General features: G+C 63.2%; 15 protein-coding genes. 5 read left to right on the top strand and 10 right to left on the bottom strand.

Annotated elements, in window-relative coordinates; translation table 11 throughout:
* Nucleotides 1–147 precede the first annotated feature (147 nt).
* Nucleotides 148–492: a cupin domain-containing protein gene (locus ACI2KG_RS25545; RefSeq protein WP_003251579.1), complete on the bottom strand. Its 345-nt coding sequence runs from the start codon at nt 490–492 to the stop codon at nt 148–150.
* Nucleotides 493–588: 96 nt separating this feature from the next.
* Nucleotides 589–1,536 (bottom strand): CDF family Co(II)/Ni(II) efflux transporter DmeF, encoded by a 948-nt coding sequence (dmeF, locus tag ACI2KG_RS25550; RefSeq protein ID WP_404663763.1) that lies wholly within the window; start codon nt 1,534–1,536, stop codon nt 589–591.
* A 70-nt stretch (nt 1,537–1,606) separates the two neighbouring features.
* Here dmeF and ACI2KG_RS25555 point away from each other — a divergent pair, with 70 nt between their 5' ends.
* Complete coding sequence (locus tag ACI2KG_RS25555; protein WP_400614182.1) at nt 1,607–1,882, top strand: metal/formaldehyde-sensitive transcriptional repressor; 276 nt, start codon at nt 1,607–1,609, stop codon at nt 1,880–1,882.
* A gap of 170 nt (nt 1,883–2,052) precedes the next feature.
* Here the strand turns inward: ACI2KG_RS25555 and ACI2KG_RS25560 are convergent, their stop codons facing one another.
* From ACI2KG_RS25560 to ACI2KG_RS25590, 7 genes are all read right to left on the bottom strand, one after another.
* Nucleotides 2,053–2,985, bottom strand: coding sequence for a phosphatidate cytidylyltransferase (locus ACI2KG_RS25560; protein WP_404663764.1), 933 nt, complete (start codon nt 2,983–2,985; stop codon nt 2,053–2,055).
* 1 nt (nt 2,986) lies between these two features.
* Nucleotides 2,987–3,610, bottom strand: coding sequence for a lysophospholipid acyltransferase family protein (locus ACI2KG_RS25565; RefSeq protein WP_404663765.1), 624 nt, complete (start codon nt 3,608–3,610; stop codon nt 2,987–2,989).
* Nucleotides 3,611–3,620: 10 nt separating this feature from the next.
* Nucleotides 3,621–4,052 (bottom strand): hypothetical protein, encoded by a 432-nt coding sequence (locus tag ACI2KG_RS25570; protein ID WP_404663766.1) that lies wholly within the window; start codon nt 4,050–4,052, stop codon nt 3,621–3,623.
* Nucleotides 4,049–5,503: a phosphatase PAP2/dual specificity phosphatase family protein gene (locus ACI2KG_RS25575; RefSeq protein ID WP_404663767.1), complete on the bottom strand. Its 1,455-nt coding sequence runs from the start codon at nt 5,501–5,503 to the stop codon at nt 4,049–4,051. Before ACI2KG_RS25575 ends, ACI2KG_RS25570 begins: the two co-directional genes overlap by 4 nt.
* A complete protein-coding gene (locus ACI2KG_RS25580; RefSeq protein ID WP_404663768.1) occupies nt 5,504–7,258 on the bottom strand; it encodes a bifunctional alpha/beta hydrolase/class I SAM-dependent methyltransferase in 1,755 nt (584 codons plus the stop codon).
* Nucleotides 7,259–7,288: 30 nt separating this feature from the next.
* Nucleotides 7,289–7,894, bottom strand: coding sequence for a CDP-alcohol phosphatidyltransferase family protein (locus ACI2KG_RS25585; protein WP_404663769.1), 606 nt, complete (start codon nt 7,892–7,894; stop codon nt 7,289–7,291).
* 325 nt (nt 7,895–8,219) lie between these two features.
* Nucleotides 8,220–9,104, bottom strand: a complete 885-nt coding sequence (locus ACI2KG_RS25590; protein ID WP_404663770.1) for a LysR substrate-binding domain-containing protein — start codon at nt 9,102–9,104, stop codon at nt 8,220–8,222.
* A gap of 77 nt (nt 9,105–9,181) precedes the next feature.
* Between ACI2KG_RS25590 and ACI2KG_RS25595 the strand changes: the two genes are divergently transcribed.
* The gene (locus ACI2KG_RS25595) at nt 9,182–9,946 is read left to right on the top strand and encodes a sulfite exporter TauE/SafE family protein (RefSeq protein WP_404663771.1); all 765 of its coding nucleotides are present in this window, start codon (nt 9,182–9,184) and stop codon (nt 9,944–9,946) included.
* On the opposite strand, the gene ACI2KG_RS25600 is transcribed toward ACI2KG_RS25595, so the two are convergent.
* Nucleotides 9,936–10,250 (bottom strand): putative quinol monooxygenase, encoded by a 315-nt coding sequence (locus ACI2KG_RS25600; protein WP_404663772.1) that lies wholly within the window; start codon nt 10,248–10,250, stop codon nt 9,936–9,938. The two genes, ACI2KG_RS25595 and ACI2KG_RS25600, sit on opposite strands and share 11 nt — an antisense overlap.
* Nucleotides 10,251–10,405: 155 nt before the next feature.
* Here ACI2KG_RS25600 and ACI2KG_RS25605 point away from each other — a divergent pair, with 155 nt between their 5' ends.
* From ACI2KG_RS25605 to ggt, 3 genes are all read left to right on the top strand, one after another.
* Entirely contained in the window at nt 10,406–10,996 is a 591-nt protein-coding gene (locus tag ACI2KG_RS25605) for an NAD(P)H-dependent oxidoreductase (RefSeq protein ID WP_404663773.1), read from the top strand.
* Between the two features lie 194 nt (nt 10,997–11,190).
* On the top strand, nt 11,191–12,087 hold the full coding sequence (locus ACI2KG_RS25610; protein WP_404663774.1) for a LysR family transcriptional regulator: 897 nt from the start codon (nt 11,191–11,193) through the stop codon (nt 12,085–12,087).
* A 117-nt stretch (nt 12,088–12,204) separates the two neighbouring features.
* Complete coding sequence (gene ggt / locus ACI2KG_RS25615) at nt 12,205–13,872, top strand: gamma-glutamyltransferase (protein ID WP_404663775.1); 1,668 nt, start codon at nt 12,205–12,207, stop codon at nt 13,870–13,872.
* Nucleotides 13,873–13,992 lie beyond the last annotated feature (120 nt).

Below are 13,992 nucleotides of genomic sequence, written 5' to 3' on the forward strand. Positions count from 1 at the left end.
CGCGAACACCGGCAAAGCCGGTGCCAGACACCGCGTTGCCTGCTTCGCGGGACAAGCCCGCTCCCACAATGGCCATTGTTCTCTGCGAGACAGCGTAGCCCGGAAGGGCTGGGTGATCTCCTACAACAAGCTATGTGAGCAGTGGGATCAGGCAAAGACGAAATACTTGCGCACCGTCTCGACCACTTCCCAGGTACCTTTCATCCCCGGCTCGATCACGAACACATCGCCGGCTTTCAGGTGCTTAGGCTCTTCGCCTTCCGGGGTGATGATGCAGTAGCCATCGAGGAAGTGGCAGAACTCCCACTTGTCATAGTTGACCTCGAATTTGCCCGGGGTGCAGATCCAGGTGCCCATGATCTTGCTGCCGTCGGCCGACAGGTAGGCGTTGAGGTTGACGGTGTGCGGATCGCCGCCGATGCGCTTCCACTTGGTGGCGTCCACGACCGGCGTCGGGCAGGTTTCGCGCAGGACGGTGATGAAATCGGACATGGCACAACTCCTGGTGACTGGCTGAATGACTCGTCACCATAGGGCCATATGCCGGGCTGCAGTTGCCTGGGCTCGACGTCCAGCTGCCTGCCCGCGCTATGCCAGGCGGTTTACCTCGACAGTGATGTGCGCCAGCTCTTGGTGCACACCCAGGGCTTGGCGAACGCTGTCGGGGCTGAGAGCGCTTTGACTGGCCAGCCCGAGAATGCAGGCGTATTGGTCCTTGCCCACGCGCCACACATGCAGGTCGGTGATGCTGGCCGCGACCGGCAGTTGCGCCACCACTTCACGGATCTCTTCCACCACCGGGGCGTCCATCTCGGCGTCCAGCAGTACCCGCCCGGTATCGCGCAGCAGGCCGCGAGCCCACAGCGCCACCAGCAGTGCACCGACCAGGCCCATGACCGGGTCGAGCCAGCTGGCGCCCCAGAACTTGCCGGCCAGCAAGGCGACGATTGCCAGCACCGAGGTGGCGGCGTCGGCCATCACATGCAGGTAGGCCGAGCGCAGGTTCAGGTCGTGGTGGTGATGGCCGTGGTCATGATGATGGTCGTGGCCAGGGTGGTGATCATCATGATCATGATGATGGTGGTCATCCCGTAGCAGCCAGGCGCAGGTCAGGTTGACGGCAAGGCCTACCCCGGCGATGAGGATCGCCTCGTCGTAGTGGATCGGCCCCGGTGACAGCAGCCGTTCCACGGACTGGAACACCATAAGCCCGGCCACACCGAGCAACAGCAGGGCGCTGGAGTAGCCGCCGAGAATCTCGATCTTCCAGGTGCCGAAGGCAAAGCGTCGATCAGCGGCATAGCGCCTTGCGGCAGCGTAAGCCAGCAGCGACAAACCCAGGGCCAGGGCATGAGAGCTCATGTGCCAGCCATCGGCCAGCAAGGCCATGGAGTTGAAGAACCAGCCCCCGGCAATTTCCGCCACCATCATCACGGCGGTCAACCACACCGCCAGCCGCGTCTTGCGCTCGGCGCCCAGGTTGCTGGTGTGGAACTGATGGCTGTGCTGCCAGCGGTCTGAGGTTTGTGTCGCCATGGTTTATCATGCTCCCGGAACGTCGAGAAATATACTATACCCCAGTATACCTAGCGTGGTGTGAAATCCAATGGCACATACCCTGAAGAGCAAGAAGCAGCTGCTGACCCGGGTGCGCAAGATCAAAGGCCAGGCCGCCGCCCTGGAGACGGCACTGGAGCATGACAAGGATTGCCTGGCGATCCTGCAGCAGATTGCCGCCGTGCGCGGCGCGGTGAACGGGCTGATGGCCGAAGTGATGGAAGGGCATATCCGCGAACACCTGGTGGCGGACGGGCTGAGTGCCGAGGAACGGCAGGACGAGGCGGACAAGGTGGCGGCGTTGTTGCGCTCTTACCTCAAGTGATTGCGCGGCAGTGGCGCGTTCCGTTGTAGGAGCGGCCTTGTGTCGCGATAGGGCTGCGCAGCAGCCCCGGCGATATCTGCGGCGAAGCTGAAAATCTTGGGCCGCTTCACGCCCCTATCGCGACACAAGGCCGCTCCTACAAAAGGCGGGTATACCCCCTGGGGGTATAGCTATGCCCACCAGTACCGCACAAAGTGGAAAAACACCGGTGCGGCAAAGCACACCGAATCCATGCGGTCGAGCATGCCGCCGTGGCCTTCGATCATGTGCCCCCAGTCCTTCACCCCACGGTCACGCTTGATTGCCGACATCACCAGCCCGCCGAAGAAGCCCATGGCGTTCACCGCCAGCGCCATCAGCGCGGCCTGCCAGAAGCTGAACGGGGTGATCCAGCACAGCATGGCGCCGATCAGCGTGGCCAGCGCCACGCCGCCGGCCAGGCCTTCGACGGTCTTGGAGGGGGACAGGTTGGGCGCTACCTTATGTTTGCCGAACAGCTTGCCGCATACGTACTGCAACACATCGCTGATCTGCACCACCAGGATCAACCAGGCGATCAGCAGCAGGTTGCGGCCTTCATAACCCGGGATATCCAGGGTCATCAAGGCTGGTACCGACGACACGCAGTAGACCGCGATCATCAAGCCCCACTGCACTTTCGAGGCACGTTCGAGAAAACGTGTCGTATCACCGCCGAAGCTGGCCAGAATGGGTAGCAACAGGAACAGGTACACCGGAATGAAGATGCTGAACAGGCCGTACCAGTCCATGGCGATCAGCACGTACTGCACGGGTAGCGCCACATAGAAGGCAGCCACCAGTGCCGGGTAGTCGCTGCGCCGGGTCGGCGTGAGGGTCATGAATTCACGCAAGGCGTAGAACGACACGCCATAGAACAGCACGATCACGCCGTACTTGCCGAACAGAAATGCGATTCCGATCACCAGCACCATTACCCACCAGGCATTGATGCGGGCGTTGAGGTTGTCGATTACCGCGTGCGGTGCCGACCCGGCGCGCCACTTGAGCAAGCGGCCGATCACGCTGGCGAGCAGTAGCAAGGCGCCGATGCCGGCAAAAAGGGAAAGGGTATTGTCGTCCATGTCAGGCATCCTTCGGGGCCAGGTTCAGCAGGGCCTGGCTGGCCCGCTCGAGAAACGCCTGTTTGCTTTCATCGGCTTGCAGGTGCAGGGGCTCACCAAAGCTCAACGTGCAAAGCAACGGCAAGGGCAGGGCGCGGCCTTTTGGCATCACCCGGTTGAGGTTGGCGATCCATACGGGCACCAGTTCGACTTTCGGGTTGGCCGCCGCCAGGTGATACAACCCGCTCCTGAACGGCATCAACGGCTCGTCGCCCAGGTTGCGCGTACCTTCCGGAAAGAAGATCAGCGAGTCGCCCTGGCTGACCGCGTCGAGGATCGGCTGCAGCGGGCTGCCTTGGCCTTCGCTGCGTTGCCGGTCGATCAGTACGCCATTGAAGACCTTGCGAATGAGAAAGTTGCGGATGCCCGGTTTGGCCCAGTAGTCGGCGCCGGCCACCGGGCGGGTGCGCCTGCGCAGTGGTTGTGGCAGTGAGGCCCACAGCAGCACGAAGTCGCCGTGGCTGCTGTGGTTGGCAAAATACAGGCGTTGCACTGGCAACGGCGTGCAACCCAGCCACAGGGCGCGGGCGCCGGTGACCAGGCGGGCGGCGGAGGTGATGAGGTAGGCCGTGAGGTTGGCGAGCATGGTTTAGTAGTCATCCCTTCAAAGGCAGCATCAGCAGGGTAGCCAGGGCCAGCGTCAGTTGCAGGCCCAGGCAAACTGCCTGGCGGCGCAACAGGCCGAGCGCGGCCTGGCTGCGGGCGGGCCAGGCTCGGGCGTCTGCGGCCTGTGGCTTGAGTTTCAGTTCGAACAGGGCACGGTCCAGGGCCAGGGTGTCTGCTGCCAGGTCGCTGCTATCGGCGAGGCGGGCAAACAGTTCGGCATCCACAGCCACGCGGATGGCCCAGTACTTGTGCAGCACGCCAAGCATCAACAGCACGCAGCACAGCAGGCTAGCCAGCGGTTGCAGCGGTGCGCCCAGCAAAGGCGCCAGGCCGTAGGCCAGGGCCAGCAGGGTCAGGCCGTCTGAAAGGCGTTCCAGCTGTTTGCCACGGCCCAGCAATGTGGCAACCACGAACAGGTTCATGGCTGTGCTCCAAGCTGTTGCAGGGCCAGGCGGTGTGCGCGGTGCAGAACGACACCAGGGCGAGCCTTGCGGATCAGCGCTTCGGCCTGTGGGGCATTGCTGCAGCGGCCTGTGAGCATTAGCCAGGCAGCCACGGCGCTGGCGCTGCGCGAATAACCCAGGGCGCAGCAGACCAGGACCGGGCCTTGGGCGCGCAGGTGTTGGATGGCGTTGGCTGCCTGGTGCAGCAGGTTAGTCTCTGGCGCTATCAGGTCCAAGGCAGGAAAACACTGGTATCCAACCGCTGACGCAATCGGTGTAGGAGCGGCCTTGTGTCGCGAAAGGGGCGCGAAGCGGCCCCAGATTTTCAGCTTCGCTGCAGAGATCGCCGGGGCTGCTGTGCAGCCCTTTCGCGACACAAGGCCGCTCCTACAAAGGTCCGTGCTGTCCTGAAAATGGCACGGCAGCTCTGCACACAAATCGACAACCGCAGCGAATTGCGCGCCGTCGCCGTACCCGGGAAGCCGCCCCAGATAAACGCCATCGCACACTTCATTCGCCTGCGGCTGGTGCCTGGTCCACAACCGCGAATTGGCCCACGCTCCCAGCAGGTACGGCGCCAGCAACCAGCAGGCCGCAGGCGACAAGCGCCCGTCGGTGCCTTTCTGAAACCCGCCTGGGCCAAACACAGCATAATTCAGCGCCACCAAAGCCAGCGATACGGCCGGCCAGGCCAGCCACAGCCAGGCACCGCTCAACGCAATGGCAGGCACTGTGCACAACAGGGCGCCCACGGCATAGCACAACGCCACCCACCAACGTTTGGCATCACCTGCAAGACGAGCCTGTTGCCAAGGTAACCGCCCCTCGTGCGGCCACAGCCAGACACAGGCAAACCCCGCCAATGCCCCTGTTGGCACGTCGATGAAATGGTGCTGCGAGGTGGTCAGCACTGACACCCCGATCAGTGCCATCCAGCCATGCGTCAGCCAACGCCAGGCAGGGTGTCGTACATGCCGCGCAAACATCGTCCAGATGATCACAAGCAGCGCAATATGCAGCGAAGGCGCCTGGTTGAAGGGTTTGTCGAAACCCATCAGCACATCGAACAACCAGCCGAACAGCCCACCCAGTTCAGGCCGCTCGAAGGTGAAGCGCAGCGGCCAGAGCAGGAAGCAGGTCACGCTGATCAGTTGAGCGCTGAGCAGCGCCAGCGCGTGCCGGTCCATTTCCTGGCGCGTGCGCGGCAGCAGGAAGGACAACCCGTAGAGCAGGTCAATCGACCAATACGGAATGATCGTCCAGGGCCATAGCGGCATGCCCTGCTCCCAGCCGAACACCAGGCTGCCGACATCCATGCGCCCGGCCGTATGGTTGTTGGCCAGCCCGTAGCTGAGGAAAAACAATGGCCCGAGCAACAGCAGCCAGAACACACCGCGGCGGATCAGCCCGGGTTCACGTGCCAGGCCCATTCAGCGCACCCGTTGTGCCAGGCTAACGCTGAAGATGCCCCATTCATCGATGCGCTGGGCCAGTTTGCGGAAGCCCGCCGCTTCCACCAACTGGTCCATTTCGGCCTGGCTGCGGCGGCGCATTACCCACGCCTCGCCGCCGCGATGGCTGGTAAGGGCGCGGGCGATCATTTCCAGTTGCGGGTGCCACGGCTGGCCGGTGTAGACCAGATAGCCGCCGTCCTCCATGGCATCGGCAAGGCCCGCCAGAGAATTGCCCACCAGCTGGTTGCTCGGGAACAGCTCGTAAAGGCCCGAGACCACGGCCAAGGTCGGTGGCTGATCCAGCGTGGCCAGGCTCTGCCGGTCGAAGGCATCGCCTTGAATGAAACGGGCGATGTTGGCCAGGCCTTTTTCGGCAATCAACGCACTGCCTTGCTGCACGTTCAGCTCGCTGTAGTCGCGCAGCAGGATCGAGTCCGGCAGTTGCTGCAGTTCCTGCAGGGCTTCGAGAATGTAGCGGCCATGGCCGGCGGCGATGTCGACGATATGGACCGGACGCTGTTGTTCACGCAGGCGGGCGATCGCCAGGCGCAGCAGTTCTTCGACATGCAGCTTGCGCTGGCGGATACCGCGCCAGCCAATGGCGCCGAGGTAATTCTGGTCGACCAGGCGGCCCAGCTTGCCCTTGCCGGTGGGTTGGTTGCGGTACACGTAGTCCAGGGTGCTGCCCGAATCGAAACCGGTGTCGAAGCCGAGCTTAACGCCCTCGGACAGGCCCTTGCCCAGGCGCAGGCTGGCGCGGGTGGCGCGCCAGTACAGGTCACGCGGTGAGTTGCGCGGCAGCGGCGCGGCCAGGCTTTCTGCTTCGGCGCAGTTGGCGCCGGTCTTGTCGGCATCGAGCAGCGACGGTACTGCGGCTGGGCTGGCGAAGCAGTGCTCGACAAAGCGTTCAATGCGCCGCTGAACATGAGCCCTGCCACGCTCACCCAGAGTGTCATGGAAAAAGCCCGGCAGAATGTGCATTTCCTTGCGCGTACTGCCCAGGCGTTCGAAGAAGCGTTCCTGTGGCTGGCGCTCGACCACCAGGTCGGCACCGGATACCAGCAACTGCGTGGGTACCTGGATGGCCTGGGCATCCGCCACCACCCGGTCGGCGGCTTCGTAGAGGCCCAGCAGCATGGTCACCGAAATGGGCCGGCTGATCAGTGGGTCGGCCACATAGGACATGACCCGTTCGGGGTCGTGGGTGAGCAGGCGCGGCTTGACGTAACTGTTGACGAAGAAGTTCCCGCGCAAGGCCTTGAGCAGCCTCAGGCCGGGGCGAGCGAACGGTACGTACAACTTGACCTTGAACGCCGGCGAGGCCAGTACCAGGCAACGCACCTTGGGTGCGTAGTCATGGGCCCAGGTAGCGACCAGCACGGCCCCCACGCTCTGTGCCAGCACCACCAGGTCCTGCTCTGCAATGCCGTGGTGGGTTTGTATGTGTGCAATGAAGGTTTGAACATCGCGAACGCTGGTGGCAAACCCCGGGCTGTCGCCGCGGGCGCCTGGCGACTGGCCGTGGCCGCGAGCATCCCAGGCGAAAAAGTCGTAGCCCGGCATGTCCAGCTCGTCGGCCAGGTGGGCCATGCGCCCGCCGTGTTCGTGGCCGCGGTGGAACATCACCACCGCTCGGCGTGGTTGGTGTTCATTGCGGGTGGCAGGCCAATGACGGTAGTGCAACTCGACACCGTCATGGGTGGAGAAGTGCAGCGCTTGCGCTTGACGCATGGTCAACATCCTTTTGCAGCGGCAGGTGGCTCAGCGGGTTTCGGCCAGCCCATGGCGAACCCGGTTGTAGAGGGTATAGAGCGAGAGCACGAGGATGACCAGCAACAGGCCGTTGACCCAGCTGCCATCGAGCAGGCCAAAGGCGACGCCGGCGCCCAGCACGCCGAAGGCAAACGCCCGGTCGCTCTTGCCCATGGGCCCGTCGTAGCGGCGTGAGGCGCCGGCCAGTGGCCCCATGACCCCGGCATATTCGCTGAAGGTAGCGCACAGGACGACCAGCACCACCAGTGCCGGTGACACACCAGGCAGCAAGGCGAAGGGCAGGTAAAGGGCGGCATCGGCGATCACGTCGCACAGCTCGTTGAGGTAGGCGCCAAGGGTGGACTGCTGGTCGAACTCCCGGGCCAACATGCCGTCGACAGCGTTCAGTGCCATGCGCAGCAGCATCCACAGCGGCACCAGCATGAACAGCGAGGGGATGTGGGGCAGGGCTACCAGAAGCATGCCTAGCAGCAGCGACACCACAGCGGCAGCGACGGTAACCTGGTTGGCGGTGACGCCACGGTCGTAAAGGCGCTGTACGGTCGGGCGCAGCAGGGCCTGGAAGCGTGGTTTCAGCTGGTAGATGGATGCCACTGGAAAATCCTTTTTCGTGGTGCGACAGGGCGCTATTGTGTGTCAGCATGCTTCGCGGGTAAACCCGCTCCCACAGGTTTAGCGTCAACCCTGGAAGCATCGGTCTTCTGTGGGCGATCATCCAGCCTCTCCGGGCTGCGCTGTCGCGAATGGGACTGTGCCCGGTGTGGGAGCCGCGCTTGCCGGCGATGGGCTGCGCAGCGGCCCCAAAGTTACAAGTCAATCACAATTCGTCAGAAGGGTGTCGCCTGCATTGGGGCTGCTTCGCAGCCCATCGCCGGCAAGCGCGGCTCCCACAGAGATGGGGTTAACCCGTGAATGCACCTCAGGCTTCCACCAATTTTTCAACCAATGCTGCGGCATAACCCGGCAGGGCCGCAAAATCCCGCGCGCACAGCAGCAACTTGCGCTTGGCCCATGCCTCTTCAAGCATCACCCAGTGCAACGGCAGCACGCCCTGCCAGCGCTGCACCGCAGCCAGCGGCACCACCCCGACCCCAGCCCCGCCGGCGACCATACGGATCACCCCATCGAAACCCTCGGCCCGCACCCGTACTTGCATGCGGCGCCCTTCGCGCAGTGCCTGTTCTTCCAAATACAACGCCAGCGCACTGCCGGCACCCAGGCCGACATGACCATGGCTCAAACTGTCGATGAAGCTGGGCGCGGCCGCACTGGCAAGCGGGTGGCCCAGCGGCGTCACCAGCACCAGCGGGTCGTCGCGAAATGGCCGGGTCTGCAGGTGCTCGCTGGGGGCGGCGGTCGAAACGATGCCCAGGTCGGCCATGCCTTGGGTAATCGCCTGCACGATGCGCAAGCTCGGCAGCTCCTGCACGTCCACGCTTACCCCCGGGTTCTGCGCCAGGTAGCTGGCCAGCAGTTCGGGCAGGTATTCGGTGAGCGCTGCGGTATTGCACAGCAGCCGCACCTGGCCATGTTGCCCGTGCGCGTACTGGCCCAGGTCGAACTGCAGGCGCTCGACCTGCTGTGCAATCAGCCGCGCATGCTGCAACAGCGCCTGGCCGGCCGGGGTGGGTTGTACGCCACGGCGGTTACGCTCCAGCAAGGGAATACCCAGCGAGGCTTCCATGGCGCGGATGCGCGCACTGGCGGCCGGCAGTGACAGGTGGCTGCGGCTGGCACCGGCCGTGATGTTGCCGCACTCCAGGGTGTGCTGGAACAGCTTGAGGTCAATCAGGTCGAATTGCATGTGGCTCTGCCTGTGCAAGAGTCTGACTGAGTATATGGCAGATTTTCACCGCACCCGGCAGCCGTCATCATCGGCCTATGACTACCTTCCTCTCTTTCTACCAGAACATAGGCCCGGCACTGACTGTGCTGGTGGTAATCACCTTTCTGCTGGCTGGCGCGGTGAAAGGCGTGATCGGCCTCGGCCTGCCGACCATCGCCATGGGCCTGCTGGGCCTGGCTATGTCGCCGGCGCAGGCTGCGGCGTTGCTGATTGTGCCTTCAACGCTGACCAACCTGTGGCAGCTGGCCAGCGGCGCGCACCTGCGGGGCTTGTTGAGTCGCTTGGGGCCGATGCTGGCGCTGATCTTCGTCGGCACTTTGCTAGGTAGCGCCTGGCTGGGGATCAACAGTGGCCGATGGGCCGTGCACGCACTGGGTGCAGCCTTGTTGGTGTATGCGCTTTATGGGCTGGTCGGCCCGGGGTTGCACCTGGCGGCGCGGCATGAGCGCTGGCTGGGGCCGCTCTGCGGGCTGGTCACCGGCGTGATCACCGCGGCAACCGGGGTGTTCGTGATGCCTGCAGTGCCCTACCTGCAGAGCCTGGGCCTGAGCCAGGAGCAGATGATCCAGGCCTTGGGCCTGTCATTCACTGTCTCGACCCTGGCCTTGGCCGTGGGCCTGGCCGGGCAGGCTGCCCTGGGTGGCCAGGCACTGGGCGCATCGCTGCTGATGCTGGTGCCGGCCCTGCTCGGCATGCTGGCCGGTCAGTGGCTGCGTCAGCGTATCAGCGCGCAGCTGTTCAAGCGTTGCTTCTTCATCGGCCTGGCCGCCCTCGGCGGCCATCTGCTGATCAACGGTTAGCAGACGAAGCGCTGAGCATGTCGACCCGCTGGATATCGAAATCGCGCTCCAGGTAATCCATGCGTTTTTCAAAGAACGCGGTCATGTGCGGCAGGGCCGAGTGCATGTCCAGCGCGGCCTGGTCGGCCCACACCTCGAAGAACACGAACAGGCTTGGGTCTTCCTTGTCGCGCAGCATGTGGTACTCGATGCAGCCTGGTTCCTGGCGGCTTGGCTCGACATAGGGGCGGAACAGGGTTTCGAACGCATCAGCCATGTCCGGGCGGGTCTTGGCTTTGAGGATGAAGGCGAACTGCTCACTCATGGGGCGCTACTCGTTGAGGGGAGATGAACAGATTCTACGGCAATAATGAGGTCTGTATTCGTGACTTCAGGTCAATTGTATTTTGCCCCGCCCCTGCTGTATCCCGTGCCCGCGAGCCACTAACCTGCCGACCTGAATTTTTCCGCGAGGCTCGCATGAAGAAGATCCTTTTGCTCAACGGTGGTAAACAGTTTGCTCACTCCGATGGTCGCCTTAACGCGACTCTGCATGAAGCCGCCATCGCCCATCTCGACCGGGCTGGCTTCGATGTGCGCCAGACCTTTATCGATGGCGGTTACGACGCCCAGGAAGAAGTGGAAAAATTCCTCTGGGCCGATGTCGTGATCTATCAAATGCCCGGCTGGTGGATGGGCGCGCCGTGGACGGTAAAGAAGTACATTGACGATGTCTTCACCGCAGGCCACGGCAGCCTGTATGCCAACGACGGCCGTACCCGTTCGGACCATTCGCAGAAGTACGGCAGCGGTGGCCTGGTGCACGGCAAGCAGTACATGCTGTCGCTGACCTGGAACGCGCCGCAGCAGGCGTTTGATGACCCGAGCGACTTCTTCGAGGGTAAAGGCGTGGATGCGGTGTATTTCCCTTTCCACAAGGCTAACCAGTTCCTTGGCATGACGGGCCTGCCGACGTTCCTGGCGACAGATGTGATGAAGCGGCCGGATGTGCCGGCTGCGTTGGCGGCCTATGAGGCGCATCTGGACAAGGTGTTTGGCAAGGCGCAATAAGGTATTGCCTGTTCCGGCCTTTCGCGGGTAAACCCGCTCCCACAGGTATTGCGCAGGTAGCAAGGAGTGTGGGGACCTGTGGGAGCGGGCTGTGGGAGCGGGTTCACCCGCGAATAGGCCCGTACAGGCACCGCTGGACTTGGCCTTAATAAGCAGCTATCTAATCTCTGCAGCGTCTAACCCAAGGCCCAGATGTGAAAACCCGATCCGAAGAACTCCAGGTATTCGTCGCCGTCATCGACTGCGGCTCGATCTCCGCCGCCGCCGAGCAGATGGGCCAGACCCCGTCCGCCGTCAGCCGCACCCTGTCGCGCCTGGAGGGCAAACTCGGTACCACGCTGGTCAACCGCACCACGCGGCGCATGGACCTGACCGAAGAGGGCCGGTTCTTTCTTGAGCGCTCGCGGCTGATCCTCGAGCAGATGGACGAGATGGAAGAGCGCCTGTCGATGAACCGCCAGACCCCCACCGGGCGCCTGCGCATCAACGCCGCCGCGCCGTTCATGCTGCATGCCATTTTGCCGTGGATCGGCGAGTTCCGCCGCCAGTACCCAGGTATCGAGCTGGAACTGAACACTGACGACCTGATCATCGACCTGCTGGAACAGAGCACCGACGTGGCGATCCGCATCGGTGAGCTGGCCGATTCCAGCCTGCATGCGCGTAACCTGGGTTGCAGCCCGGTGCAGGTGCTGGCCAGCCCGGCCTACCTGGAGCAGCACGGCACGCCACAGCGCGTCGAGGACCTGGCCAGCCACTGCCTGCTCGGCTTCAGCCAGCCCGAGTCACTCAACCACTGGCCGCTGCGCCATGCCCAGGGCGACCGCTGGAGCATTCGCCCGGCGCTGATCGCCTCTAGCGGCGAAACCTTGCGTCAGTTGGCGCTAGCCGGTGAGGGTATTGTCAGCCTGTCGCACTTCATGACCCACGAGGACATCCGCGCCGGGCGCCTGCAGGTGCTGTTGAGCGAAGCCAACAATGGCTATCGCCAACCGATCCATGCGGTGTACTACCGCAACACTCAGTTGGCGCTGCGCATCCAGTGCTTCCTCGATTTCATCCAGCGCAAGCTGGCGATGTACGCCTGCTGAGTTGCCTGAACGCGACAGATCCTGCCCACAGGCGGCGAAACTTCCTGCTGTTGATTGCACAGTCGAAGCGCTTCGGCCTTACTGACTGCTCAACAAAAACAACACCAAGGAAGTGTCATGCGTATTGTCCCGTTCCAGTACCTGGCTCTCGCAGCCGCGATCCTGAGCTGTTCCTCGGTTTACGCCGCCAATCTGGAAGGTGGCGCGGTGGCCGCCCCCGATCAATATGGTGCACAGGTAGCCGCCGATATCCTGAAAAAGGGCGGCAACGCGGTAGACGCGGCCGTGGCCACGGCCTTCACCCTGGCGGTGACTTACCCCGAGGCCGGCAACATAGGCGGGGGTGGTTTCATGACCCTGTTCGTCGACGGCAAGCCGTACTTCCTCGACTACCGCGAAGTGGCGCCCAAGGCCGCCACGCGCAACATGTACCTGGACGACAAGGGGGAAGTGATCGAGAACCTCAGCCTGGTCGGCGTGCGCGCCGCTGGCGTGCCCGGCACGGTGATGGGCCTGTGGGAAGCGCACCAGAAGTTCGGCAAGCTGCCCTGGAGCGAGCTGCTGACCCCGGCCATCGGCTATGCGAAAAACGGCTTCAAGGTGGCCGAAAAGCAGTACCAGTACCGCAACGATGCCCAGGGCATGTTCAAGACCGCGACCAACTTCAACGACTACTTTGGCAACATGAAGGTTGGCGAGCTGTTCAAGCAGCCGGAAATGGCCCAGACCCTGGAGCGCATCGCCGACAAGGGCGTAAGCGAGTTCTACCAAGGCAAGACTGCCGATTTGCTGGTGGCGCAGATGCAGGCCGACAAAGGCCTGATCACCAAGGAAGACCTGAAGGACTACAAGGCCGTATGGCGTGAGCCGATGGCCGTCAGCTGGCGTGGCAACGTGGTGTACACCGCGCCACCACCCAGCTCTGGCGGTGTGGCGCTGGCCCAGTTGCTGGGCATCAAGGAAGACCGCGCAGCCGACTTCAAAGGGGTAGCGCACAACTCGGCGCAGTACATCCACTTGCTGGCCGAGATCGAGAAGCGTGTGTTCGCCGACCGCGCCGACTACCTCGGCGACCCGGCCTTCACCCAGGTACCCGTGGACAAGTTGGTAGCCAAGGACTACCTGGCCAAGCGCGCCGCGCAAGTCAACCCCAAGGCGATTTCCGACACCGACAAGGTCAAGCCGGGCCTGGAGCCGCACCAGACCACGCATTTCTCGATCGTCGACAAGCAGGGCAACGCGGTCAGCAATACCTACACCCTCAACCTCGACTACGGCAGCGGTGTGGTGGTGAAGGGCGCGGGCTTCCTGCTGAATGACGAAATGGACGACTTCAGTGCCAAGCCGGGGGCGGCGAATGCTTTTGGCGTGGTCGGTGGCGATGCCAACGCGATCGAGCCGGGCAAGCGCATGTTGTCGTCGATGAGCCCCAGCCTGATGACCCGTGATGGCAAGGTCGAACTGGTGATCGGTACCCCGGGTGGTTCGCGGATCTTTACCTCGATCTTCCAGGTGATGAACAACCTGTACGACTACGGCATGCCGCTGGACAAGGCGGTGGCGGCGCAGCGTGTGCACCATCAGTTGCTGCCTAAGGACACCATTTACTTCGACAGCTATGCGCCGTTGACCGGGCCGGTGGCTGACGGGCTGAAGAAGATGGGCTACGTGCTGGAGGACCAGGGTTGGGAAATGGGCGATATCCAGGCGATTCGGGTGGATGGGGGTAAGCTGGAGACCGCTTCTGATCCGCGTGGGCGTGGGGTGGGGATGGTCGTCAAGTAAAAACCTGTTCGATTGCCGGGAGGGCTTCGCCCTCCATCGCGACACAAGGCCGCTCCTACAAGGGACCGCGATCTCCTGTAGGAGCGGCCTTGCGTCGCGATAGGGCCGCAAAGCGGCCCC

Origin of the sequence: Pseudomonas sp. NPDC089407 (assembly GCF_044900445.1) — a bacterium.
GTDB lineage: Bacteria > Pseudomonadota > Gammaproteobacteria > Pseudomonadales > Pseudomonadaceae > Aquipseudomonas.